Source organism: Hymenobacter ginkgonis (assembly GCF_009755225.1).
GTDB classification, from domain to species: Bacteria; Bacteroidota; Bacteroidia; order Cytophagales; family Hymenobacteraceae; genus Hymenobacter; species Hymenobacter ginkgonis.
Genome location: NZ_WQKZ01000001.1, coordinates 412,406 through 434,368 on the forward strand (window position 1 = coordinate 412,406; position 21,963 = coordinate 434,368).

Annotated in this window: 25 protein-coding genes and 1 tRNA gene; 11 read left to right on the forward strand and 15 right to left on the reverse strand. The window is 59.1% G+C overall.

Annotated elements, in window-relative coordinates:
* Positions 1 to 78: 78 nt before the first annotated feature.
* The 7 genes from GO988_RS01610 to GO988_RS01640 form a co-directional block, all read right to left on the reverse strand.
* On the reverse strand, positions 79 to 1,440 hold the full coding sequence (locus GO988_RS01610; RefSeq protein WP_157561786.1) for a M28 family metallopeptidase: 1,362 nt from the start codon (positions 1,438 to 1,440) through the stop codon (positions 79 to 81).
* A 96-nt stretch (positions 1,441 to 1,536) separates the two neighbouring features.
* Positions 1,537 to 1,992 carry a DUF1569 domain-containing protein gene (locus GO988_RS01615; protein ID WP_157561787.1) on the reverse strand — a complete coding sequence of 152 codons (456 nt, stop codon included), beginning with the start codon at positions 1,990 to 1,992 and terminating at the stop codon, positions 1,537 to 1,539.
* Between the two features lie 181 nt (positions 1,993 to 2,173).
* On the reverse strand, positions 2,174 to 2,908 hold the full coding sequence (locus tag GO988_RS01620; protein WP_157561788.1) for a YebC/PmpR family DNA-binding transcriptional regulator: 735 nt from the start codon (positions 2,906 to 2,908) through the stop codon (positions 2,174 to 2,176).
* A gap of 120 nt (positions 2,909 to 3,028) precedes the next feature.
* Complete coding sequence (locus GO988_RS01625; protein ID WP_157561789.1) at positions 3,029 to 3,451, reverse strand: hypothetical protein; 423 nt, start codon at positions 3,449 to 3,451, stop codon at positions 3,029 to 3,031.
* Between the two features lie 83 nt (positions 3,452 to 3,534).
* Positions 3,535 to 4,488 carry an MBL fold metallo-hydrolase gene (locus tag GO988_RS01630; protein ID WP_157561790.1) on the reverse strand — a complete coding sequence of 318 codons (954 nt, stop codon included), beginning with the start codon at positions 4,486 to 4,488 and terminating at the stop codon, positions 3,535 to 3,537.
* Positions 4,489 to 4,687: 199 nt separating this feature from the next.
* Positions 4,688 to 5,005, reverse strand: coding sequence for a hypothetical protein (locus GO988_RS01635; protein WP_157561791.1), 318 nt, complete (start codon positions 5,003 to 5,005; stop codon positions 4,688 to 4,690).
* A gap of 134 nt (positions 5,006 to 5,139) precedes the next feature.
* On the reverse strand, positions 5,140 to 6,561 hold the full coding sequence (locus tag GO988_RS01640; RefSeq protein WP_157561792.1) for a DEAD/DEAH box helicase: 1,422 nt from the start codon (positions 6,559 to 6,561) through the stop codon (positions 5,140 to 5,142).
* A 182-nt stretch (positions 6,562 to 6,743) separates the two neighbouring features.
* Here GO988_RS01640 and GO988_RS01645 point away from each other — a divergent pair.
* From GO988_RS01645 to GO988_RS01655, 3 genes are all read left to right on the forward strand, one after another.
* Positions 6,744 to 6,817: transfer RNA gene (locus GO988_RS01645), tRNA-His, on the forward strand.
* A 100-nt stretch (positions 6,818 to 6,917) separates the two neighbouring features.
* Positions 6,918 to 7,847 (forward strand): PfkB family carbohydrate kinase, encoded by a 930-nt coding sequence (locus GO988_RS01650; protein ID WP_157561793.1) that lies wholly within the window; start codon positions 6,918 to 6,920, stop codon positions 7,845 to 7,847.
* Between the two features lie 166 nt (positions 7,848 to 8,013).
* Entirely contained in the window at positions 8,014 to 8,259 is a 246-nt protein-coding gene (locus GO988_RS01655; protein ID WP_157561794.1) for a hypothetical protein, read from the forward strand.
* Positions 8,260 to 8,355: 96 nt separating this feature from the next.
* Here the strand turns inward: GO988_RS01655 and GO988_RS01660 are convergent, their stop codons facing one another.
* The 3 genes from GO988_RS01660 to GO988_RS01670 all read right to left on the reverse strand — a co-directional run bounded on the left by GO988_RS01660 (position 8,356) and on the right by GO988_RS01670 (position 10,199).
* Positions 8,356 to 8,715 carry a hypothetical protein gene (locus tag GO988_RS01660; protein WP_157561795.1) on the reverse strand — a complete coding sequence of 120 codons (360 nt, stop codon included), beginning with the start codon at positions 8,713 to 8,715 and terminating at the stop codon, positions 8,356 to 8,358.
* A gap of 17 nt (positions 8,716 to 8,732) precedes the next feature.
* Positions 8,733 to 9,266: a GNAT family N-acetyltransferase gene (locus GO988_RS01665; RefSeq protein WP_157561796.1), complete on the reverse strand. Its 534-nt coding sequence runs from the start codon at positions 9,264 to 9,266 to the stop codon at positions 8,733 to 8,735.
* A gap of 78 nt (positions 9,267 to 9,344) precedes the next feature.
* Positions 9,345 to 10,199, reverse strand: a complete 855-nt coding sequence (locus GO988_RS01670) for an ion transporter (protein ID WP_157561797.1) — start codon at positions 10,197 to 10,199, stop codon at positions 9,345 to 9,347.
* Positions 10,200 to 10,327: 128 nt separating this feature from the next.
* Here GO988_RS01670 and GO988_RS01675 point away from each other — a divergent pair, with 128 nt between their 5' ends.
* Complete coding sequence (locus GO988_RS01675; RefSeq protein WP_157561798.1) at positions 10,328 to 11,437, forward strand: glycoside hydrolase family 43 protein; 1,110 nt, start codon at positions 10,328 to 10,330, stop codon at positions 11,435 to 11,437.
* A 218-nt stretch (positions 11,438 to 11,655) separates the two neighbouring features.
* Positions 11,656 to 12,099: a BLUF domain-containing protein gene (locus GO988_RS01680; RefSeq protein ID WP_157561799.1), complete on the forward strand. Its 444-nt coding sequence runs from the start codon at positions 11,656 to 11,658 to the stop codon at positions 12,097 to 12,099.
* A 48-nt stretch (positions 12,100 to 12,147) separates the two neighbouring features.
* On the opposite strand, the gene pncA is transcribed toward GO988_RS01680, so the two are convergent.
* Positions 12,148 to 12,774 carry a bifunctional nicotinamidase/pyrazinamidase gene (gene pncA / locus GO988_RS01685; protein ID WP_157561800.1) on the reverse strand — a complete coding sequence of 209 codons (627 nt, stop codon included), beginning with the start codon at positions 12,772 to 12,774 and terminating at the stop codon, positions 12,148 to 12,150.
* Positions 12,775 to 12,871: 97 nt separating this feature from the next.
* On the opposite strand from pncA, the gene GO988_RS01690 reads away from it, so the two are divergent.
* Positions 12,872 to 13,618 carry an SDR family oxidoreductase gene (locus GO988_RS01690; RefSeq protein ID WP_157561801.1) on the forward strand — a complete coding sequence of 249 codons (747 nt, stop codon included), beginning with the start codon at positions 12,872 to 12,874 and terminating at the stop codon, positions 13,616 to 13,618.
* 165 nt (positions 13,619 to 13,783) lie between these two features.
* On the opposite strand, the gene GO988_RS01695 is transcribed toward GO988_RS01690, so the two are convergent.
* On the reverse strand, positions 13,784 to 15,286 hold the full coding sequence (locus GO988_RS01695; protein ID WP_157561802.1) for a malate:quinone oxidoreductase: 1,503 nt from the start codon (positions 15,284 to 15,286) through the stop codon (positions 13,784 to 13,786).
* Positions 15,287 to 15,534: 248 nt separating this feature from the next.
* Here GO988_RS01695 and GO988_RS01700 point away from each other — a divergent pair, with 248 nt between their 5' ends.
* Positions 15,535 to 15,945, forward strand: a complete 411-nt coding sequence (locus tag GO988_RS01700) for a BLUF domain-containing protein (RefSeq protein ID WP_157561803.1) — start codon at positions 15,535 to 15,537, stop codon at positions 15,943 to 15,945.
* On the opposite strand, the gene GO988_RS01705 is transcribed toward GO988_RS01700, so the two are convergent.
* Entirely contained in the window at positions 15,942 to 16,487 is a 546-nt protein-coding gene (locus GO988_RS01705; RefSeq protein ID WP_157561804.1) for a 2'-5' RNA ligase family protein, read from the reverse strand. The two genes, GO988_RS01700 and GO988_RS01705, sit on opposite strands and share 4 nt — an antisense overlap.
* A 116-nt stretch (positions 16,488 to 16,603) precedes the next feature.
* On the opposite strand from GO988_RS01705, the gene GO988_RS01710 reads away from it, so the two are divergent.
* The 3 genes from GO988_RS01710 (at position 16,604) to GO988_RS01720 (ending at position 19,070) form a co-directional block, all read left to right on the forward strand.
* Positions 16,604 to 17,731, forward strand: coding sequence for a spore photoproduct lyase family protein (locus tag GO988_RS01710; RefSeq protein ID WP_232341330.1), 1,128 nt, complete (start codon positions 16,604 to 16,606; stop codon positions 17,729 to 17,731).
* A 37-nt stretch (positions 17,732 to 17,768) separates the two neighbouring features.
* Positions 17,769 to 18,272 (forward strand): hypothetical protein, encoded by a 504-nt coding sequence (locus GO988_RS01715; protein WP_157561805.1) that lies wholly within the window; start codon positions 17,769 to 17,771, stop codon positions 18,270 to 18,272.
* A gap of 186 nt (positions 18,273 to 18,458) precedes the next feature.
* Positions 18,459 to 19,070: a serine aminopeptidase domain-containing protein gene (locus GO988_RS01720; protein ID WP_317164763.1), complete on the forward strand. Its 612-nt coding sequence runs from the start codon at positions 18,459 to 18,461 to the stop codon at positions 19,068 to 19,070.
* 53 nt (positions 19,071 to 19,123) lie between these two features.
* On the opposite strand, the gene GO988_RS01725 is transcribed toward GO988_RS01720, so the two are convergent.
* On the reverse strand, positions 19,124 to 19,396 hold the full coding sequence (locus GO988_RS01725) for a hypothetical protein (protein WP_157561807.1): 273 nt from the start codon (positions 19,394 to 19,396) through the stop codon (positions 19,124 to 19,126).
* Positions 19,397 to 19,830: 434 nt separating this feature from the next.
* On the opposite strand from GO988_RS01725, the gene GO988_RS01730 reads away from it, so the two are divergent.
* Positions 19,831 to 20,022 (forward strand): cold-shock protein, encoded by a 192-nt coding sequence (locus tag GO988_RS01730; protein WP_157561808.1) that lies wholly within the window; start codon positions 19,831 to 19,833, stop codon positions 20,020 to 20,022.
* 83 nt (positions 20,023 to 20,105) lie between these two features.
* Here GO988_RS01730 and GO988_RS01735 read toward each other — a convergent pair whose 3' ends face one another.
* Positions 20,106 to 21,209: a mechanosensitive ion channel family protein gene (locus tag GO988_RS01735; protein WP_157561809.1), complete on the reverse strand. Its 1,104-nt coding sequence runs from the start codon at positions 21,207 to 21,209 to the stop codon at positions 20,106 to 20,108.
* Positions 21,210 to 21,963: the final 754 nt, after the last annotated feature.

Below are 21,963 nucleotides of genomic sequence, written 5' to 3' on the forward strand. Positions count from 1 at the left end.
GGGCTTTATAAACGGAAGTAGTACTTCTATTTATAAAGCCCGACCCCGCGGTAGTAACTCCTAAATTATAGGCGAAAATTACCGCCCCACCACCGGCAGTACCGGGGCGCTCTCGTGCCCTTGCGCATCGATGCTGGCCACACCAAAAATGTAGTTGTCCTTGCTGATGCCTAAGTCGGCGGTAGTGCCGCTAACTGGGAAGCGCTGCTGCCACTGCGGGGCGCTGGTTTCGCGCACGAGCACCACGTAGCCCGAAGGGGTAGGGCCGCCCTGCGGCGCCTGCCAGCGCAGCTCGGTGCGGTTGGTGAGCTTGGCGGTGAGGACTTCGACCTTGAGGGGAGCGGCGGGCGCCAGGGCCAGGCTGGCGAGGGTAGCCAGGTTTACTTGGGCGGTGTGGCGCAGGTAGCGATAGTCCACAAACTCGGGTTTGTCGCCGTACACAAGGCCGTTTTCGGTGCGCAGGTCCTGGTGCTGGTGGTTGAAGTTTTCGTTGGTTTCGGTGAAGCGCACGGCCGCGTAGCCCTGCTGGTTGAAGGGCGTGTGGTCGCCACCGCGCAAAAAGCGGTCGGGCCGGTACTCCACGAGCACCGAGTAGCCGCCCTCGTTCACGTACTGGCGGGCGGCCGTTTGAGCGTAGCGGGCGAGCTGGCGGCTGGGTGCGTCGTTTTCGGAGCTCAACTGGCGGCGAATGCGCGCCTGCTCGGGCGTTTCGGTGGCTGGCACGCCCTCGCTAAATACGCGCAGGTGCAGCGTATCCGTGATTTCGGGGTCGTAGCCGTGCGAGTTGCCCACAATGTCGTTGTTGAGCATCGCCACCACGTTCCAGCCCTCGCGCTTGGCGCGCAAGGCCAGGTGGCCCGAGCCGAGCAGGCCCTGCTCTTCGCCTTGCACGGCCACGAGCTTAATGGTGCACGGAAATTTCTGGCCGGCCAGCACGCGGGCTACTTCCATTACGGCGGCCACGCCCGAGGCATCGTCGTTGGCGCCGGGCGCGTCGGCGGTGCGGTTCATCACGTCGGTCACGCGCGAGTCGAGGTGGCCGCTCATAATAAGCACCCGCTTATCGCTGGGGTCGGTGCCGGGAATGGTAGCCAACACGTTGGCCATTGGCGTGAGCTTATCCACGCGCTTGCCGTCGGGCTTCATCAGGAAGGTATCCATCTCAACCAGCATCCTACCCCCTCCGGCCTTGCTGTACTTCTTAAACTCATCAAACACGTACTGGCGCGCCGCCCCGATGCCCCGGGTTTTGCTCTTCGTGTCGCTCAGGGTGTGGCGGGTGCCGTAGCTCACCATTTTGCGCACGTCGGCTTCGAGGTTTTTAGTCGAAACCTCACTTACCCAGCGCTGAATGGTCGGGTCGGGGGTAGCCTGCGGGGCCGAAGGTTGGGCCAGCGCAGCGAAGGGCAGCAGGCCAGGAAGAAGGCGTAGAATTTTCATAAGTAATCGCAAGAAACGACAAACGCCGCCAGTCAGCCAAGACTGGCGGCGCGCAAGTGGGTAGCGGCCGAAGGCAAGCAGCAGCTTTAGCAGGCTTCAGGCCCCAAACTGCCGCAGGTGGTGGTCGAGGTGCTTCCAGGTAATCTCGCCAAACTCCTGCGCCGACAAATGGCCGAACAACGGGTGCTCGATGCCGCCAGCGGGGTAGCTCGCGGGGTTCAGCAGGCGGATGAGGGTGGCGTGGTCGGTGGCAAAGCTGATAGGCGGTGTCATCCGCGCCTTGGCATCTAGCTCGGGCAGCGTTTTCATATTGCGCTTGAACTCCGTGAGCTGCGTTACAAAAAACCACTTCAGCGCTGGCTTCAAAAAAAATGGTACGCGGAAGGAAGTTAAAGGCTTCTCGCCGCGGCTCACCCGCAGCTGGTCGGCGCAGTGCACTAGCATCTGGCCCACCGTCATGGTGCCCCAGCGGCGCTGCGTGTCGGGCATTAAAGTAAAAAAGCGGCTGATGAGCGCGGCGTTGGCCTGAGGTTCTAGGAAGTTGGCAGCCATGAGCTTACGGGCTGGTAAGAAAGAAAAACAGCCAGCGAATATAAACCCGATAGCTTCGGAGAACTGCCTACCCCCGGCTAGCCAGGCTAGGCCTGCTCGCAACGCTAAACGCCACTCGCAGAGAGATGCGAGTGGCGTTTAGGTTGCCAACACGACCGCTAAGAGTCCGCAATACGGAGCGCTAGCCCATGGTGTGGTACACGGCCTGCACGTCGTCGTCCTCTTCGAGCTTGTCGATGAGCTTTTCGACCTCCTCCGCCTGCTCGTCGTTGAGCGAAACCGTGGTGTTGGGCACGCGCTGCAAGGTGGCGCTCACGATGTTTACGCCCTTGGCATCCAAGGCCTTCTGCATCTGGCCAAAATCAGCAAAAGCCGACTCGACCACCATGTACTGGTGCTCGGCGCCGTGCTCGTCTTCTTCGGTGGTTTCGTACACGTCCTCGGCGCCGGCGTCAATCAATTCCAGCTCCAGCTCGTCGCGGTCGAGGCCGGCGGCGGCTAGCTTAAACACGCCCTTGCGGGTGAAAGTGTAGTCGGAGCTGCCGGCCGTGCCGAGCGCCCCATTATTGCGGTTGAAATACATGCGCACGTTGCTCACGGTGCGGGTAGGGTTGTCGGTGGCAGTTTCGACCACGATGGCCACGCCGTGGGGGCCGTAGCCTTCATACACAACCTCTTGGTAATCTTTCTCTTCGCGGCTGCTAGCCCGCTTAATGGCGGCTTCTACGCGGTCTTTAGGCATGTTCACACCCTTGCCGTTTTGGATGGCCGTGCGCAGGCGGGCGTTGGTGTCGGGGTTGGGGCCGCCCTCTTTCACGGCCATCACAATTTCTTTGCCGATGCGGGTAAAGTCTTTCGACATGCGGTCCCACCGCTTCATTTTGCGGCCTTTCCGAAATTCAAATGCGCGTCCCATTTATACAATGAACAATTAACAATGAGCAATGAGCAGTTCGGGCCCGTGGGGTGGGGGTAGGGGCCCCGAATGCGGCCGCAAGTTACTACCGCTGGCCGGGGGGCAGCAAGCCGCGCAGCGTTAGCGGGCGGGCGGTGGCGTGGCCACCAGCTCGTACACCCCTTTGTTGCCGGGGGGGTAGCCGGCCAGGGTGATGGTGAGTTTGCGCGCCTTGGCCTCGTAGCGGAAAGTGCCGCGCTGCACATCAGCCCCCTTCAGGTCGCTGAAGCTGAACTCGATGCGGTCGCCGCTGGTGGTGAAGCGGCCGTGCTGCGTAAAAAAGCGCGGTCCACTGTCGCCCATCAGCAGGCTCAGGCGCTTGTCGTAGGTGCCATCGGCGTGCAGCGCCAGCGTGCCGCCTACCCCCGGCACCTTGGTGGGTGGCTCGCCATTGGTGAGGTCGTACACGGTGTAGGCTACGTAGGTATAGGTAGCGTAAATGGCGGGCGGTGGTGCCTGGGTGGGCCGCGCCAGCAGCACCAGCCAGCAGTAGGGTAATAGCATAGCAACAACTAAAAACGGGGGGTAGGGCGGGCAATACCTCAGTGGCCCGCCGCCCTACCCCCCGTCAAAAATAGCGCCGGCCGCTACGTGGTGGGGCGCTTGGGCGTGGCTGCCAGGCGCCGGCGCCGCTTGCGGCGGCCGCCCACCAGCAGCCACCCGGCCCCGGCCAGCAGCAGGCCCGCGCCGAGGGCAGCAGCTTGCTTGGGCAGGTTGTCGGCCACGGGCGGGGGTAGGTGCTCGACGCCGCTGGCATCGGTGATGGCCGGCTCGTGGAGGTAGCGGCCCTGGGCGGGCAACGTATAATTATCGGCCAAATGCCGCAGGCCCGCCGCGGCCGCGGGGCCCTTAATAACCGGCCCGTGGCCACAGCCAATGGCCCGCGGCTCGAGGTCGGCGAGCAGCTCTACTGAGGCGCGGCACTGCTGCCAGTTGTAGTTGAAAGGCGCGCCTGCCACGCTGATTTTAGGAATGCCCAGCAGCACGGCCGCGATAGACTCATGGTCAGTAGTGGCAAAGGCATCGGCCCCAATAAGGGTGCGGTCGGCCAGGCGGAAGAAGGCAATTTGGCCCGGTGCGTGGCCTGGCACGTGCAGCCAGCGCCACTGCACCAAGTGCGGCGGGTGCTCATCATCCAGGGGCAGGGCTTCCACTAAGCCTTCCAAATTGGGTAGCTGGGTAGGGAAAAAACGGCTGGCAAACGCCAGCGAGCCGCCCACAGTGGGGTCGCGGGGTGGGTACAGCGCCTGGGCCGTGAGGTAGGGCAGCTCCAGGGGGTGAGCCACAATGGGCACCCGCCAGTGCGCAGCCAGCTCCTTTGCCGACCCCAGGTGGTCGAGGTGGCCGTGGGTGAGCAGGATGGCCTCGGGGCGGCTGCCGGGATAAAAAAGCTTGTCGGCCGCCGCAATAATCTCTTTTTCGGAGCCTGGCAGGCCGGTGTCAATCAGCACCCATTCGCCCGGGGTGCCGGTCTCGACAAAATACACGTTCACAAAACGCTTAATGCGAAGCTGGTGCACGCCAGCAGCTACTTGGTCCATTGGGAAAGGAGAAATAATAAGAAAAATACGCGCCTTCCATACGTTTGGGGCCCGCTATAGGGTGCGGCACCCTTTCGGCGTAGCCACGCATAAAAAACGCCCTGCCCAGGCTGGCCTAGGCAGGGCGAGATTTTGTAAGGATTGGCTAAGGCCGACGAGAATAGGCCCCGCTCCCTGCCTTAGCTATAAGCATTGCTGGCTAGTGCTGCGGCTGGTGCACATCACCCTGCGGGGTGAAGTTGCTGCCCGTTTCGGGCTTGGGCGGGTTGCTGGCTATGACGTCGCGCACGTGGCCGTTTTCGGGGGTAGGGGTGCGGCCCTGCGAAGTAGTGGCGAGCTTGGGCACGGCGGTGGGGGTAGGGGCCGCGGCGGGCGGTGCCTGGCCGCCCAGCAGCGCTTGCAGGCTGGCTTGAAATTTTTTGAAAAGCCGACCCTTGTTCGTCGCCAAGAAAAATGTAGCAGTAGCAGCGGCGGCCAAGGCCACGCCGCCCCAGGCGGTTTTTGCGTTCGCTTTCATCAGTAAGCAGGTTGAATGTGGTGAGTAGTAGCCCGTGTACGTAGCAGCCGGCCGAACGCTTCGTGGCCCTACCCCCTTGTGGCAAATAAAGGAGGTAGGGCCACGAAGGATGGGTTACTGAAACGGTGCGAGCGCTAGCTGCTACGGCGGCGTGGCCGGGCGTTAATGGCCTTCATGCCCGGGGCCGAAGCGCCTTTTTTGCCGGGGTTTTTCTTGTTGCCTTTCTGGCTTTTTTTGTGGTGTTTGCCTTCTTCAAAAGCTTTGCCGGTGCGCTTGTCGATGGTGACGCCGGGCTTTATCCACTCCTTTTTCTCGTGGAAGGCGCCCTTATAATCGGGGTCTTCGCGGCGGCGCTGCTCGTCGAGGGCCCGGTTTTGCACCTGCTTTTCCACGAAGGGCGTGCTAGTGGTCGCCACTTCCTCCGGGATGGGCAGCAAGGGAATCTCCTGGTTGATAAGCGCCGCGATGCGCTCCATGTGCTGGCGCTCGGTGGGGTCGGCAAACGTGATGGCCGCGCCCGCGTGCCGCGCCCGGCCCGTGCGCCCAATGCGGTGCACGTAGTCGTCATAAATCATTGGCACGTCGAAGTTTACCACGTGGCTCACCTGCGGCACGTCGATGCCGCGGGCCGCCACGTCGGTGGCCACCAAGTAGCGCACGTTGCCCTCCTTAAAGGCATCCATACTGTTCATGCGCGCATTCTGGCCCTTGTTGCCGTGTATCACGCGCACCTCGCCCACGGGCGCCTTGCGCTTGAGGAAATCCGCCACCTGGTCGGCGTTTTCCTTGGTGCGGGTGAAGAACAGCACGCGCGTCATTTCCTCGGCGTCGCGGTGCAGCAAGTATTCGAGCAGGTTGATTTTGGTGGCCAGGTTAGGCACTTCATACAAGCTCTGGGTAATGGTTTGGGCCGTTTGGGCCGGTGGCGTCACCTCCACCCGCACCGGAAACTCCAGAAACTCCTCGCTCAGCACCGCCACCCGCTCAGGCATGGTAGCCGAAAAAAGCACGTTCTGCCGCTTGCGCGGAATGATTTCCAGAATTCGCCGAATCTGGGGCATGAAGCCCATGTCCATCATCTTATCAGCCTCGTCGAGCACCAGCGTGTTCAGGTTTTTGAGGATGAGGTCACCTTTTAAATAAATCTCCATGAGGCGGCCCGGCGTGGCCACCAGCACGTCGAGGCCCGCTTTTATCGTCTCAATTTGCGTCTTGGGTCCCAGCCCGCCATAAATGGCAAAAATGCGGATATCGGTGTTTGCCGCCAGCACTTTTAAGTGTTTTTCGAGTTGGATGGCCAGCTCGCGGGTTGGGGCCAGAATGAGCGCCCGCGGGTGCTCGCCCTGGGCATACTTCACCTTCATGAGCAGGGGTAGGCCGAAGGCCGCCGTCTTGCCGGTGCCCGTTTGGGCAATGCCCAGCACGTCGTGCCCGGCCAGCAGCAGCGGGATGGTTTGCAGCTGCACCGGCGTGGGCTCGGTAAAGCCCGCATCGGCTACGGCCGTGAGTAGCTGCTTGTTAAGTTTGAAATCGGCGAAGGTGGCAAGGGTATCCATTTGGCAAAGGTCGGGCTATTTTGCTGCGCGGGCGGCCTACCCCCTCACGGCGTGGGCAAGCAGCCTTACCCCCGCAGGGGAGGGGCCGGGGGCGGAGCTGCCCAGCAGAACAGACATTTTTCGCCAAAAAATCTTGCAAAAAACATTCCTCCTCGTATCTTTGCACTCCCAAACCACACACGGTAGATATAGCTCAGCTGGTTAGAGCGTCGGATTGTGATTCCGAAGGTCGTGGGTTCGAGCCCCATTATTTACCCTCGCGAAAGTCCCCGGATGCGAATCCGGGGACTTTTTTTGTTATTTGTGCCGTTGAGCGCACGTTCACTTCTTTCACCACCTCAACTCATTCCCTGCAAATGAGCCTTCTCGTTATCGGCTCCGTGGCCTTCGACGCCCTGGAAACCCCTTTTGGCAAAACCGACAAAATCATCGGCGGCGCGGCTACCTACATCAGCCTCGCGGCGTCGTACTCTACCAAGCCGGTGAACCTGGTGGCCGTGGTGGGCGGCGACTTTCCGCAGTCCGACATCCTGACCTTGGAAGAACACGGCGTGAACGTGGAGGGCCTGCAAATCAAGCCCGACGAAAAGTCGTTCTTCTGGTCGGGTAAGTACAATAAGGACCTTAACTCGCGCGAAACCATCACCACGGAATTGAACGTGCTTGGCTCGTTCGACCCCATTATCCCCGATGCCTACCAGGATTGCAAGTACTTGATGCTCGGCAATTTGGCTCCGCAAGTGCAGCGCCTCGTGGTGCAGCGCCTCGTAAACCGGCCCAAGCTCATCGTGCTCGATACGATGAACTTTTGGATGGATTCGGCTCCCGATGAGTTGCTAGCGACCATTGAGATGGTAGATGTGCTCAGCATCAACGACGAGGAAGCCCGCCAGCTTTCGGGCGAGTACTCGCTGGTGAAAGCGGCCCGCAAAATCCTGGCTCTCGGGCCAAAGTTCTTGATTATCAAGAAGGGTGAGCACGGCGCGCTGCTCTTCCACAAGAACAAAGTATTCTACGCTCCGGCCCTGCCGCTGGAAGAAGTATTTGACCCCACCGGCGCCGGCGACACCTTCGCAGGCGGTTTTATCGGCCACATTGCGGCTACCGACGATTGCTCGTTCGAGAACCTCAAGCGCGCCGTTATCCACGGCTCGGCCATGGCTTCGTTCTGCGTCGAGAAGTTCGGCACCGAGCGCCTGCTGAAGCTAACGCAGGAAGAAATTGAAGCCCGCGAAGCGCAGTTTGAAGAGTTGGTAAAAGTGCAGCCGGCCAGCGTAGTAGCGTAAGGCTAGGCACGTAGCGTAAACGAAAAAGAACGTCCTGTTGAGCTGTTTTTGCAGGCTTAGCAGGACGTTCTTTTTAAGTATTTAGCGGTTTTGTTGGCAACCCTGCAAGCGTGACACGGGTAAAAGGAAAGGTAAGTCTTGTAGTCCCACCTTATTCCTTGTAGCCATGTCACTAGCGAAGAAAGAAACCGACCTCACGAACGATAAAACGTCCGTTAACCCGGCTGCCAATACCAAGAAAAAAAGTACGCAGGTGCAAAGCCCAAATACGACCGACGTATCGGCCCACGGCAATACCACGGACGGCAACAGCGCTGGCCACGGCGTAAACAATATTCGCAGCAACCCGCAGGGCAACCGCCCCATGTCGACTGACCACGGTGGCAAAGGCCCCGGTAAAAAAGGCGATTAGTACTGAGTGAACCGCTTCCATGAAAAGGCGGGGGTAGCAAGTTCTTAGCTTGCTACCCCCGCCTTTTCATGGAAGCGGTTGGCCCAAAGGCCGGTCTTATTTCACCGGGCGCGTGGTGACAGTGCCAGTGGCCTTATCAACTTCAAAAGCGGCCTTATTAGGCATGCGCTTGGCCCAGTCGGTGCGGGGCACCAGCACTTGCCAGTGCGTATCGACCTCGATGGCGCGGGCCGAATCGGGCACATAAAGCGTGGCATTGGGCAGCGTTTGAATGTAGCGGGCCACGGCGGCGCGGGCGGCGGGCTCGGTTTGGGCGCCGGCGGTGGGGGTAGGGGTAGCAGCCGAGTCGGTGGTGGCCGATATGGTAGGAGCACCCGTAGCGTTGGTGGTAGGCGTTTGCTGGCAGCTGGCGAGTAGCCCAGCGAGCCCCAACAGGGCGAAAGTTGATTTTACCATGCCGCAAAGTAAGGGGCTTAGCTGGCCGAAACGGGTTTTTCGAGCGTTAGCAACAACAGCGGTTGGCGCGGCTGGCCTAGTTGCTCACCGGCTGGAAAGGGCTCCGATTCGCCCGTTTGGTAGTAACCACGGCGGGCATACCAGTCCAGCAAATCGGGGCGCTCGGCCAGCACCGTCATCCGGATGCGGATGCACCGCAGCTGGCGCGCTTGCAAGTCGGCGTGTAGCAGTAAGCGGCGGCCCACCCCAAGGTCCTGGGCTTCGGGCGACACCGCCAAGAGGCTGACGTACAGGGCATCGCCGAGCGGACGCGTGAGGCAGATGCAGCCTACTAAGCCGCGGGAAGGCTCGTGGCAGCACCAAAGCCGCGTGAAAGGCGTGCGTATTAGAATGCGCAGCGCCGCTTCATTAATGCGGGGCCCGTTGAATAAATGAGCTTCGGTGGTCCAGCCCCGGCGCGAGCCCTCGCCCCGGTAAGCCCGGTTGATGAGCACCGTCAGGCCCGGAATGTCGGCCGGGGTAGCGGGGCGGATAATGAGCAAATCAGCCATGAAAGGTAAAAAGCGGCCAGCGAGCGCCAGCCAGCCAACTAACGTAGGTTAGCCACAAGTGGCTGCCTAAAAAAGGAGCTATACCGGTTTGCCGCACTGCCAGCAATAGGCCGCGTCGGGGCGGTGGCCCTCGGCCTGGCAGGCCCGGCACTGCGCGAGCTTGTATATTGGCGGGGGGGTAGGGGCCAGCTGAGCCGCTGGCGCAGCCGGCATAGACATTTGGGCCGATACAATGCCCGTGGGCACGGCAATAATGGCATAGCCCAAAATCATGAGCAGCGAGGCCAGCGTCTGGCCCGGCACGGTGTGGGGCGAAATATCGCCGTAGCCCACCGTAGTCACCGTCACGATGGCCCAGTAAACGCTGCGTGGAATGCTCGTGAAGCCGTTTCGGCCGCCTTCTACCACATACATGAGCGTGCCCATTACAATAGCCAGCGTGAACACGGCGGAAAGAAACACGAAAATCTTAAACCGACTGGCTTTCAGGGCCGTCACGATGAACTCACCTTCGCCTACAAACTGCCCCAGCTTGAAAATGCGGAATACCCGCAGCAGCCGCAGCGTGCGAATAGCCAGTAAATAGTGGCTGCCCGCCATGCTCAAGGCCACCAGCGCGGGCACAATCGACAGAAAATCAATGAGGCCCAGCAGGCTAAAAGCGTAGGCCAGCGGCCGGCGCACCACTAGCAGCCGGGCCGCGTATTCGACAATAAAAAGACCCGTAAAAAACCACTCTACCGCCAGTAACGCTGGGCCGTAGCGGGCATGCATGGCGTACACGCTGTCGAGCATCACAGCCAGCACGCTCAGGATAATGGCAAAAAATAAAACGATGTCGAACGCCCGGCCGCTGCGGGTATCCGACTCAAAAATGACGCGGTACAGGGTATTTTCCCAGCCAGGGTTGGGGTTGCGGGGTTCGACTTTCATAGAATAAAGGGCGGTGAGCCAGACAGTTGTGCTAGGCTAGCAAGGAGGTAAGCCTATCAAAACGAAACCGGTAGGTAGGGAAAAATGCCGGCGTGTACCTTGCACATCTACTGCTTAAGCCCACCATAATGTTGCTCAAACCTGCTTTTTTCCGGCCAGCGTTGGTGCTGGCTGCGCCCCTGGCGCTCGCCGCCTGCCAAGGCCCCGCCTCCCAGCAAACCACCGAATCGGCTACCCCCCCCGCCGCGGCCAAGGCCGACTCGGCCGGCCCTAAATACCTGGCCAAACCGTTGATTAGCAATATCTACACGGCCGACCCATCAGCGCACGTTTTCAACGGCAAAATCTACATCTATCCTTCGCACGACATCGAGGCGGGCATTGCGGAGAATGATAATGGCGACCATTTTGCCATGCGCGACTACCACATTTTGTCGCTCGACAGCATTGGGGGCAAGGTAACCGACCACGGCGTGGCCCTCGACACCAAGGATATTCCGTGGGCCGGCCGGCAACTGTGGGCGCCCGACGCGGCCTTCAAAAACGGCACATACTTCCTGTATTTCCCGGTGAAGGATAAAAAGGACGTGTTCCGCATTGGGGTGGCTACGAGCACTTCGCCAAGTGGCCCGTTTAAAGCCGAGCCTACCCCCATCACGGGCAGCTATAGCATTGACCCGGCCGTGTTTAGCGACACCAACGGGGCGGCCTACATGTACTTTGGTGGCTTGTGGGGCGGGCAATTGCAACGCTGGAAAACGGGCACCTACGACCCCACTGCGCCCGACAAAAAGCCCGATGGCCGCGAGCCCGCTGTGGGCGCCCGCGTGGCTAAACTCAGCGCCGACATGAAGCATTTCGACGGGCCGGTGAAAGAAATCACTATCCTCGATTCGCTCGGCAAGCCCGTGCTGGCCAGCGACAGCAAGCACCGCTTTTTTGAGGGCGGCTGGATGCACAAGTTTCAGGGCAAGTATTACTTCTCGTACTCGACCGGCGACACGCACCTGCTGGTGTACGCTGTGGGTACCTCGCCCACCGGCCCCTTCACCTACAAAGGCGTGCTAATGAAGCCAGTGCAGGGTTGGACTACCCACCACTCCATCGTCGAGTTTAAGGGCAAGTGGTATATTTTCTACCACGATACGGAGCTGAGCGGCAAGACTTGGCTGCGCAACGTGAAAGTGACCGCGCTCACCCACAACCCCGACGGTAGCATCGCCACGATTACGCCCTGAAGCGCGGCCCGCTAAAAGGCTAAAAAGTAAAGTTCGGCTAGTCGTTCCCTGTCTTGATATGGAGCGGTAGCCGGACTTTCTTTTTGCCTGATTTTTTGAAATAGCTACTACTGCGCATCTTTGCAAAAGCTAGTTTTTATAGTGTAGTAACTTATTCTTTCTAAGCTTTATCAAGTAGCATAAGCTAAAAAATTCCTGTTATAATCCTTTACTCATTCATGCAAATTCAACAGCTGGTCTATCAAAGCCTGGCCACCGTGGCTATCACACCTGCCCAATTGCAACACTTGCTGCCTACCTGGCGAACCCGCAACCACGCTACTGGCCTAAGCGGCCTGCTGCTGTACGGGGAGCAGGGCGTTATTCAGGTGCTGGAGGGCAGCCCCGCAAGCGTGCACCAGATTTATCAGCGCATTCTGCGCGATGCGCGCCACTATAATGTACACACCCTGGCCGATGGCTTGGTACCAGCGCGTGCCTTTGGGCAGTGGAGTATGGGCTTTGTGGAGCTGGGCGCCCCCGACCTAAGCCGGCTGGCGGGCTACGTTAGCCCGGCCCAGCCCGCCGGCCTGGTGCCCAGCCACCCCCAGGCGTGGCCCGAGCTGACGGCCTTGCTGCAAGAGTTTGGCGCCCGTGAGCAGTCTAGCCTGATAACAAGCTGATAGGCAAGTAATTTATTTGCTGTTTGCGCAGGCAGGGCAAGCCGAGCGCTAAGCAGTTGGGCCAGTACTCAGCACGGTATGGCTGCTGGCTAGTTGCGCGCCCTGCGCCCGCAGGTCGGCCCAGGCGGCGGCAATGCTGTCGGGGGCAATACCGCGGGTAGCGTCTTCGAGTACCGTCACGGCAAAGCCTTCTTGCAGCGCGTCTTTGGCGGTGAAGTACACGCAGTAGTCGGCCGCCAAGCCGGCCACGAATACGTGTGTGACGCCCCGGCCGCGCAGGTAGGCCGCCAGGCCCGTGCTGCGGCGGTGGCCATTATCGAAAAAGGCGCTGTAGCTGTCAATATCGGGGGCGATGCCCTTGCGGAAGATGGCCTCAACGCGGTTGAGGTTGAGCGCCGGGTGCAGCGCCGCGCCGGGCGAACCTTGCACGCAGTGGTCGGGCCAAAGGCGCTGGGGCAGGCCCTGCCACTCGATATCGGCAAAAACAGCTTGGCCGGGGTGGGTACTGGCAAAGCTGCGGTGCCCGGCGGGGTGCCAGTCTTGGGTGGCCACCACGAGGTCGAAATGCGGCTGCAAGTCGTTGAGCATTTGCAGAATAGCATCACCTTCGGGCACGGCCAGCGCGCCGCCGGGTAAAAAATCTAACTGAACGTCAATCAGTAGCAAGGCAGTCATCAGAAAAAAAGCAAGGGGTAGGGGGCAAAAGTAGCGGCCCGGCCCGAAACCCCGCCCTACCCCCCGCGGTTACCGGGGGCATCGTTTTCCTGATTTTATGAACCTTAGCAACAACACCATTCTCCTCACGGGCGGGGCCACCGGTATTGGCCTGGCCCTGGCCCAGCGCCTGCGCCAGGCGGGCAGCGAAGTTATCGTGTGTGGCCGCCGCGCCGACCGCCTGCGCGAAGCCCAGGACCAGGTGCCCGGCCTGCACGTGTACGCCTGCGACCTGGCCTTGGCTAACGACCGTGACGAGCTGGCCCGCCGGGTGCAGGCCGATTTTCCGGCCCTCAACGTGCTGATTAATAACGCCGGCATTCAAAACCGGGTGCAACTTGCGCAGGCTGACACTAGCCCCGCAGGTTGGGAGCGGCAGCGCCAGGAAATCATCATCAACGTGGAGGCGCCCATTCACCTCACTACCCTGCTGCTGCCGCACTTGCAGCAGCAGCCCGGTGCGGCCATTGTCAACGTCACGTCGGGGCTGGCGTTTGCGCCGGCTGCTTTTGTCCCCATCTACAGCGCCACGAAAGCAGCCCTGCACTCGTTCACGCTTTCACTGCGGCACCAATTGGCGCCAACCGGGGTGCAAGTGCTGGAAATAGTGCCGCCCGCTGTCAATACCGACCTTGGCGGCCCTGGCCTGCACACGTTTGGTGTGCCCGTCGAGGCTTTTGCCGATGCGGTGCTAGCGCGCCTAGCCGCTGGCGAGCAAGAGGTTGGCTACGAGTCGTCAGAGCAAATTCGCTTGGTAGGCCGCGCAGAGCTGGATGCCCGGTTTAAGCAGATGAATAACCGGTAAAAAACGAAACTGGTAGAAAAAAGCGGTCCGGCGGCGCTTGCCGAAGCATCTTGCTTGCCTCGTTAGATGAAGCGAGCAAGGTGCTTCGGCAAGCGCCGCCGGACCGCCTTTTTATGACGTTCTTTTCTTATGTAGCAAGCAGCTTTAGCAAGCTGCCCTACCCCCTCAGTCTAGCTTGAGCACCTCGGACGAGTGGGCGCGTACGCTGTTAGTCAGCGCGGCATTTTCGGCGAGGTGCTGGCCGAAGGAAGGCACTAGCTCGTGGTACACCGCCTGCCATTCGGGCGTGGCGGCTTGCTCGGGGAAGCAGCGCTGCGTGAGGTCGAGCATGATACTGACGGCGGTGCTGGCGCCGGGCGAGGCCCCAAGTAACGCCGCAATGGAGCCGTCGGCCGCGGTCACGACTTCGGTGCCAAATTCGAGTACACCGCCCTGCTTTTTGTCTTTCTTGATAACCTGCACACGTTGGCCGGCTACTTCGAGCTGCCAGTCTTCGGGCCGGGCCTGGGGGCAGTATTCACGCAGGGCCGCAATGCGCTGCTCAGGCGTTTGAAGCACCTGGCCGATGAGGTATTTGGTGAGCGGAATGTTGCGCGCGCCGGCGTAGAGCAGCGGCCGGATGTTGCCTAATTCGATAGAGCGGAACAAGTCGGTATACGAGCCCTTCTTAAGGAACTTGGTACTAAAGCCCGCGTAGGGCCCGAATAGCAGCTCTTTGCGGCCGTTTATCTGGCGGGTGTCGAGGTGAGGCACCGACATGGGCGGCGAACCCACCGACGCTTTGCCGTACACCTTGGCGTCGTGCTCGGCAATCACGGCCGGGTTCACGCACTTCAGCCATTGCCCGCTCACGGGGAAGCCACCAAAGCCCCGGGCCTCGGGAATACCCGATTTTTCGAGCAGCGTGAGCGAGCCGCCACCGGCCCCGATAAATACGAAACGGGTGTGCACTTTGCGGCTCTTGCCGGTGGCGCGGTCGCGGATTTTCACTCGCCACGAGCCATCTTCCTTGCGCTTGAAATCTTCAATTTCCTGGCCCAGTTCAAACGTGATGCCTGGCTGCTGGCGCAGGTGGTCAAAAAGCGCGCGCGTGAGGGCACCGAAGTTGACGTCGGTGCCGATGGCCATGCGCGTAGCCGCCACGGGCTGGTTGCGGTCGCGGCCATCCATCACCAGCGGAATCCATTTTTCTATCTCCTCGGGGTCGGTCGAAAACTCCATGCCCGCAAACAGCGGCGAGCCCAGCAGCGCGGCGTGGCGCTTGCGCAGGTACTCCACATTGTCGGCGCCCCACACAAAGCTCATGTGCGGAATGCTGTGGATGAAAGCGCCCGGGTCGGGCAGCATGCCCTTGCTTACCAGGCTGGCCCAAAATTGCTTGCTCAACTCAAACTGCTCGGCAATCTTATCCGCCTTGCTGATTTCGATGCGGCCGTCGGGCAACTCGGGAGTATAATTAAGCTCGCAAAAAGCCGAGTGGCCGGTGCCAGCATTATTCCAGGCGTCGGAGCTTTCGGCGGCCACGGCGTCGAGGCGCTCGTAGATGCCGATGGTCAGACTGGGCGCTAATTGCTTGAGCAGTACTCCCAGCGTAGCACTCATAATGCCAGCCCCGATGAGCACCACATCGGTGTCAAGCGGCTTGGCGGAAGGGGTCGTAAGATTCATAGTGCGCAAAGGTAATTGGGCTGGAATACGCGAAACAGCGCGCCAAGGCCGAAATAATACCCGCGCTAGTACCAACTGCCCGCCCAGCATGCCTAACTTCGCCGGGTATCCTGGAGGGGTGGCCCATCTCTCGTTGCTGATTACCAGTAGGTGCCCAGTGATGTAAGCAGACGTGGCAATGCCTAGTAGAAAACCTCGTGTATCTGGCCCGCTGGTAACTGGCAGGTAAGCGTAATGCACTAACCAAGATGAGTTACCATTGCATCGTTTTCGTGAGCACCGCCACCATCGAGTTTGGCGAAGCTGAGCTGCTCAAGCTGCTGACCCAGGCCTGGGCCTTGCACCAAGAGCACGGCATCACCGGAATGATGGCCTATAGCAACGGGCGCTTTTTGCAGGTGCTAGAAGGCAGCCAGGCCGCTGTGCAAAGTGTGTACAACAACATTGCCGCCGACCTACGCCACGGTAAGCTCGAAAAACTGGCCGATGGCCCCGTGCCCCACCGCGAATTTGCCGAGTGGCACATGGGTTTTGCTACCCCCCCCGGCAGCCGTGTGCAGCTACCAGGCTTCCTGCCGCTGGTAAACCTGCCCGCCGCCGGCCAAATTCGCCAGCTGCTGCACGATTTTCTGGCCCTGAGCGAGGAGCCTGTGCGCTAGCCCGCCTGGCTGGCGGCAGCAGCCCCGCCAAAGGCCCACTTTTGCCGCAGTTCCCAGGGGCCGCCTCGGTAGGCCCACAGCGCCAGGCCAGTACCCTGCACCTCGAAGGGCCGGAAGCTAGCGGTTAGCTCGTCGAGCAGGCGCCGGGCCACGGCGGGGTCCACCTTATTTTGCACCGTAATGTGGGGGCGCAGGCCCTGCTGGTCCTGCGGGCTTAGCCAGGCCTGCCAGTGCTGCTGCAAGCCCTTGTGCAGCGCGGGCAGGGTAGGGTTAGCAAGGGTGTACATGACGCCCCGACCCATGAATTTTAGGCCAGTCACGGCCAGCGGCAATGGCTCGGGCTGAGCCCCCGCTACCTCGGCCAGGTGCGCCGCAATAGCCTCGTATTCGGCGCCCGGCAGCGCATGAAACAGTGTGAGATGCGCACTCAGGTAATTAATTTTGGAGGGAAAATGCAGTCGGCGCTGCTCATCAAAAAACGCCTGGCTTGTCTCGTCCAGCGTGAGCGTGACAATGAGGGGGGTAGGGGAGGGGGTAAGCATTGGGTTTTAGTGAGGAAGCAAAAATATTTATATAAAATGCTGAAATTCAGCGCGAAAAACTAGGCGCAAAGCAGGTCGAAAATGACCTATTGCCGGGCGCTGGCTGTTTACTACTTATGCAGACTGACCTCTTTTTGCCCGTTCTCAACGCCCCAGTTTCCGTAGCAGCGCCCGCGCCTAGCGATGCCGCTGCCCCACGTACGCACGGCGCCAAGCTGTGGCTGCCCAAGCGGGTGCTTTTCACGCCCGATGCGCTGCAGGAGGAGTACGGCCAGCAAATGCTGGCCCGCGCCACTGCCCTCAATCTTGAGGTGGAACTGTTAAAAAGCAACCGCCTTACCGGCCTGCGCGGCGACGACGAGCGCGCCACCTACCGCACGGCCAAAACCACGCTGGCCGTAGTAAACGCGCCCGCTGGCGCGCTGCGCCTCCAGCCTACCCCCCCTTCGGCCGATTACCAGCTCAACCTGGCCGAGGGGTGCCCCGCCCACTGCCAGTACTGCTACTTGGCGGGCAGCCTCAGCGGCCCGCCCGTGGTGCGTGCCTTCGCCAACCTGCCCAAGCTGCTGGCCAACACCCAGGTATATGAGCGCGCCGACCGCCCCGTAAGCTTCGAGGCCAGCTGCTACACCGATGTGCTGGGCATCGAGCACCTCACCGGTGCCCTGGCCGAAACCGTGCGCTACTTCGCGGGCCGCGAGGGGGGTAGGCTGCGCTTCGTCAGCAAGTACGACCACGTCGAGAGCCTGCTGGGCTTGCCGCACAACGGCCACACCCGCGCCCGCGCTTCGCTCAATGCCGAGCCGCTGGCCCGGCAGTTGGAAGGCGGTACGGCTAGCATCGAGGCCCGTATTCAGGCGCTGCGCAAGCTGGCGTTGCCGGTAGCGCAGGGCGGCGGGGGCTACCCCGTAGGCGTGCTGCTGGCGCCCATTATGCCCCTGCCCGACTGGCAGCAGCACTACGGCGAGTTGCTCGACCGCGTGCAAGCGGCTTTCGATTTTGACTGCGACCTCACGGTGGAGTTTGTCACGCACCGCTTCACGCCCGGCTCGAAGGAAGTGCTGCTCGGCTGGTACCCCAACACCAGCCTCGACCTCGAAGAGAGCACCCGCGCCGTGAAGCGCAACAAATTCGGTGGCCTCAAATACGTGTACGACCTGCCTACCATGAAGGAGCTGAAAGCGTGGTTCTACACCGAGTGGCAGCGCCGCTTCCCCCACGCGCCCGTGCAATACTGGACGTAGTAACTAGCTTCGCACCCCACGCGAAGCAAGAATAACGATGACCGCCAGCGAGTTTTGGGACCAGCAGGATTTCAGCTACTTGGTAACGTACTCCTTCAATCGGGGTCCGAAACGTACGGAGTTGATTCAACAAACGAAACGAGAGCTACAAATTGCGCGCTTTATGCGCAGGCCAAAGTTGCTGCAGCGGTTACAAAGCCTAGAGGCTGCGAACTCAACTTTAATAGAAGAAGGAGCAGTCTTTCATAGCACCGCTACAGTAATAGCTCAGATTAATAGCAGTTCTATTGAGGCTCAGCAAGTAAAAACTATATTTCGGAACTCGGCAGCGCAGCAGTTTTATGCAGGGTGTATTCCAATTTATCGCGATGCACTAGTTTTCTACAGCGAACAGGGAGAAATGCTCGGTGTTCTCAATATCTGTTTTGAGTGCTTCTACATGAAAACTGACGTTGGACTGTACCTAGAAGCCGATGTGAACACTTACCAAGCGTTGCGTGGATTTTTGACACAATTGGGTCACCCAATAGAGGACCAGTAAGCTAGCCACGCCTCACTAATGAAACTGTTCATTATCTGCTGCATGGTCTTGCTTATGGCTAGCTGCGCGAATACGCGTCCAACTACGGCTACGCAGTCTTCGCCGTCGCTAGCCGCTGTGGCCTCGGCGGAAGTACGAACTGAGCAATTGGAATTAGTGGATTCTGCTCGGCACCGCGCTATTCCCGTGGCCTTGTATTGGCCTAATAAGGGGGGTAGCAAAACCCGGCTCAAAGCCGCCATCATTAGTCACGGCTACGGCGGGCAGCATACGGGCTATTCTTTCATCGCCCGCAACCTGGTAGCGCACGGCTATTTTGTGGCCAGCATTCAGCACGAGCTGCCCACTGATGAACCCATACCGCTGGTGGGCACGCCTCAGCTTGTGCGCCGCCCCAATTGGGAGCGCGGCGTGCAAAATATCTTGTTTGTGCGGCAGGAGCTGCATCATCGTTATCCGCGCCTCGATTTTAGCCGGCTACTACTAGTGGGCCACTCCAACGGTGGCGACGTGAGTATGCTCTTCGCGCAAGAGTATCCGCGACTGGTGCAGCGTGTTATTTCGCTCGATAACCGCCGCATGCCTTTCCCGCGCGCCCGGCGGCCGCGCATCCTCTCACTACGTTCGAGCGACCAGGTGGCTGATAGCGGAGTAGTGCATACGCTGGCCGAGCAGCGCCACTTTAGTAGCACCGTTGTAACACTGCCGCACACCATCCACAACGATATGTGGGACGGTGCCACGGCCGCTCAGCAACAGGAGATAAACGCGTTAATAAGCGCTTTTTTAGAACACTAGCACCGGCCCGGCCTTTACCCAGTAGCTCAGCCTAGTCAGGCGGGGTAGGAGGGTTAGCAGCCGCAGCGAAAATCGGGGTATTCGGCATAGGCCGGCGCCGGCGTGTCGTCGAGGCGAATAATGCGGTCGAGCCGCACTTCCTCGCCGGAGGCAAGCTGCGCATATTCGGCGTGCTCGCGGGTGAAGAAGGTTTTGATAGTAGTAGACTCCTGGCAGAGTTGCCGCAAGTCGTTGAAATACTGCAAATACACCTGCTGCTTACGGGTAGCTGCGGCTTCAAGCACATCATAAAAGCCGCAGGCAATGGGTTGATAATCGGTAGGCACGAGATAGGTTTTACAGTGGCGTAGAGAAGTGGTTTTACGCTCTTTCGCGTGGAGGAGTTAGCCGCGGGGCGTTGGGCAGCCTAGGACTGCGTGCAGATGCCTTTTGCAGCCAATTCCTAAGCTGTGAGCGTACTACTGTATAAAAATACACATTATTATTTAACCCTTATTTTTGATTTGCTATCTCGTAAAATGAACAATTATACTGTTGATTTACAGTCACTTGGATAAAATTCGAGAACCTTGTTTAAGCTTAAAGCTTACAGGCTGCATCGCCGGCTGTAACCTGCTGGACCGCCCGGTAAAGAAATAAGTCGTAATTTTAGCTCATTAAAAGTAAAATCGCCTCGTTTCAATACAATCAAGCTGGCTCGTTCAGCTTGTTACGTTAGGTTCGCTGCTGCTTGCTTTATCACCTTCCATTCCCTAGCATCATGCAGACAGGAACCGTAAAATTCTTTAACGAAACCAAAGGTTTCGGCTTTATCAAAGTTGACCAGAGTGGCGAAGATGTTTTCGTACACGTAACCGACCTTCTCAGCGACATCCGCGAGAACGACAAGGTACAGTTCGAAATCGCCCAGGGTAAAAAAGGCCCGAACGCTGTAAAAGTATCGCTCGTTTAACGAGCCGCTTATAACACACAAAAAAGCCCTGCTGATGAATCGGCAGGGCTTTTTTGTGTAGTAGCGCTACGATAGAAGTTGTGTTACTTCACTGCTTCAACGGCGAAGCCATGCTGCGTTGGGCCAACCTCTTGCAGTACGGCCCGGGTACGGGGTAGGCTGCCAGGGTAATGTGTTTGCAGATAGGCTACCAGCTGCTCGCGTACTGCGCAGCGCAAGTCCCAGAGTGCGCTGGCATTGGCGGCGCTCACTAAGGCACGCAGCTCAACGGTCAGTTCTTTCGAATCGGTGACTTGCAGCACGCACACGCGCTGGTCCCAGAGCGGATGTTCCGTGAGAATGCGGCGCAACTCTGTGCGCAGGGCCTCAACCGGCACAGTATAGTCGGCGTGTAGGTAGACCGCGCCCGTAAGGCGAGCGGTAGTGCGCGTCCAATTTTGGAAGGGCTTTTCGATGAAATAATTGAGCGGTAGCACCAAGCGGCGCTCGTCCCAGATGTTGAGCACGACGTAGGTAAACGTGATTTCCTCGACCCGGCCCCACTCGCCTTCTACTACCAGCACATCGTCAATGCGAATAGGTTGCGTGAACGCTATCTGAAAGCCAGCCAGCAAGTTGCTGATGGAGCGCTGGGCCGCAAAGCCCACAATAACACTGGCAATACCCGCTGAGGTGAGTAGGCCCGTGCCCAGGCGGCGCACCGTTTCGAAGCTCATCAGCACCAGCCCCACGGCCACGAAGCCGATAAGTCCCACGGCCACTTTCTTGATGAATTGCAGCTGCGTAAAAAGCTTGCGCGCCCGCAGGTTGTCGCCGGTTTCGAGTTGGTAGTGCCACCGAATCAGGTCTTGCAGCACATCCAAGGTCTTGATGAGGCCCCAGGCAAAGGACAGAATCAGGGCAAATTCTATTATCCGGCGCACTACTTCAAAGGGCTTGGGGGGTAGGGGCAGCAGCGGCAACAACAAGGAGAGCGCTAGCACTGGAAAGAAAAAAGCACTGGCCGCGCTCAAGTTCTCGCATACCGACCGGGCTAGGGCCGAGTTTTCGCGCCGGTCGTAGGCCCGTAATAGGGCAAATAGTATCGTTTTGACGACCAGCCCCAGGGCCAAACCGCCCAGTAGCACGCCCATTACGACGAAAATATCGGGGAAGTGCGCCAGAAGTTGAGTTGCTTGTTCTTTCATACCAACAAAGCCGCGCCGCGTCAAACTGCGACTTTAACCGGCGAATGGTGTACCCGGCCCAGCCCCGAAAGGTTAAGCTGATGGCCCATCGGCAGCGGGTTCAGCAACATTTCCTATTGGCATTGGCGCCCAAATGAGTCGGTTGCCTCCGCACACTAAAAGCTCGGATTGAGCGCTCCAAAAGTCGTCTTCACAGAAAAACAGCGCTGCGGGCTGCCACGTGCCGGTAAATTCCTTGCTTTTATAGTCGGCCTTACCAAGTTAGCCCCACTTGCTATCGGTCAATCTACGAAGTGATAGCCCTAGGCTAACCTCAGCCGGAGGAGAAAGGCTTGCTAGTGGTAATTACTGCCGGCGGTTGCGAGCAGCAGTAGTTGTCGCTGGTGCTAGCTATTGCCTTACAAATCAAGGCTTATTATAGGAGATAAGGGGGATGCAAACGTATGATTTAAGGAAAACAAGAGTCTTGTTAAAACTAAGTGGGGTAAGTATTGTACTACCTAGCTAATGGCTAAGATGATTGGGGGAATAGGTTGTATTTTATGATATTTAACTGACAACTAATAAATTTGCTTGCTTATTTCTTCGTTAATCTTCTTACTTTTACCCAACTGTTTGCCCAACCGTTAGTCTTTATAAGGTGCTTTATATCGTCATTTTATGCTATGATAGCCTATTAACGGTACCTTTTGGTTTATAAAAGATCGTAGCAAATAAGAACTAGAAGAAATAGTATTATTATTGACAAGCGAAC

Excerpts from the sequence above, each read along its gene's own strand:
- GO988_RS01615 (WP_157561787.1), bottom strand. The coding sequence starts at position 1,992 with ATGGCTGCCAACTTCCTAGAACCTCAGGCCAACGCCGCGCTCATCAGC.
- GO988_RS01715 (WP_157561805.1), top strand. The coding sequence starts at position 17,769 with ATGACCGCCAGCGAGTTTTGGGACCAGCAGGATTTCAGCTACTTGGTA.
- GO988_RS01665 (WP_157561796.1), bottom strand. The coding sequence starts at position 9,266 with ATGGCTGATTTGCTCATTATCCGCCCCGCTACCCCGGCCGACATTCCG.
- GO988_RS01705 (WP_157561804.1), bottom strand. The coding sequence starts at position 16,487 with ATGCTTACCCCCTCCCCTACCCCCCTCATTGTCACGCTCACGCTGGAC.
- GO988_RS01675 (WP_157561798.1), top strand. The coding sequence starts at position 10,328 with ATGTTGCTCAAACCTGCTTTTTTCCGGCCAGCGTTGGTGCTGGCTGCG.
- pncA (WP_157561800.1), bottom strand. The coding sequence starts at position 12,774 with ATGACTGCCTTGCTACTGATTGACGTTCAGTTAGATTTTTTACCCGGC.
- GO988_RS01630 (WP_157561790.1), bottom strand. The coding sequence starts at position 4,488 with ATGGACCAAGTAGCTGCTGGCGTGCACCAGCTTCGCATTAAGCGTTTT.
- GO988_RS01660 (WP_157561795.1), bottom strand. The coding sequence starts at position 8,715 with ATGGTAAAATCAACTTTCGCCCTGTTGGGGCTCGCTGGGCTACTCGCC.
- GO988_RS01620 (WP_157561788.1), bottom strand. The coding sequence starts at position 2,908 with ATGGGACGCGCATTTGAATTTCGGAAAGGCCGCAAAATGAAGCGGTGG.
- GO988_RS01735 (WP_157561809.1), bottom strand. The coding sequence starts at position 21,209 with ATGAAAGAACAAGCAACTCAACTTCTGGCGCACTTCCCCGATATTTTC.
- GO988_RS01680 (WP_157561799.1), top strand. The coding sequence starts at position 11,656 with ATGCAAATTCAACAGCTGGTCTATCAAAGCCTGGCCACCGTGGCTATC.
- GO988_RS01710 (WP_232341330.1), top strand. The coding sequence starts at position 16,604 with ATGCAGACTGACCTCTTTTTGCCCGTTCTCAACGCCCCAGTTTCCGTA.
- GO988_RS01700 (WP_157561803.1), top strand. The coding sequence starts at position 15,535 with ATGAGTTACCATTGCATCGTTTTCGTGAGCACCGCCACCATCGAGTTT.
- GO988_RS01640 (WP_157561792.1), bottom strand. The coding sequence starts at position 6,561 with ATGGATACCCTTGCCACCTTCGCCGATTTCAAACTTAACAAGCAGCTA.
- GO988_RS01690 (WP_157561801.1), top strand. The coding sequence starts at position 12,872 with ATGAACCTTAGCAACAACACCATTCTCCTCACGGGCGGGGCCACCGGT.
- GO988_RS01655 (WP_157561794.1), top strand. The coding sequence starts at position 8,014 with ATGTCACTAGCGAAGAAAGAAACCGACCTCACGAACGATAAAACGTCC.
- GO988_RS01635 (WP_157561791.1), bottom strand. The coding sequence starts at position 5,005 with ATGAAAGCGAACGCAAAAACCGCCTGGGGCGGCGTGGCCTTGGCCGCC.
- GO988_RS01670 (WP_157561797.1), bottom strand. The coding sequence starts at position 10,199 with ATGAAAGTCGAACCCCGCAACCCCAACCCTGGCTGGGAAAATACCCTG.
- GO988_RS01695 (WP_157561802.1), bottom strand. The coding sequence starts at position 15,286 with ATGAATCTTACGACCCCTTCCGCCAAGCCGCTTGACACCGATGTGGTG.
- GO988_RS01610 (WP_157561786.1), bottom strand. The coding sequence starts at position 1,440 with ATGAAAATTCTACGCCTTCTTCCTGGCCTGCTGCCCTTCGCTGCGCTG.
- GO988_RS01650 (WP_157561793.1), top strand. The coding sequence starts at position 6,918 with ATGAGCCTTCTCGTTATCGGCTCCGTGGCCTTCGACGCCCTGGAAACC.
- GO988_RS01625 (WP_157561789.1), bottom strand. The coding sequence starts at position 3,451 with ATGCTATTACCCTACTGCTGGCTGGTGCTGCTGGCGCGGCCCACCCAG.
- GO988_RS01730 (WP_157561808.1), top strand. The coding sequence starts at position 19,831 with ATGCAGACAGGAACCGTAAAATTCTTTAACGAAACCAAAGGTTTCGGC.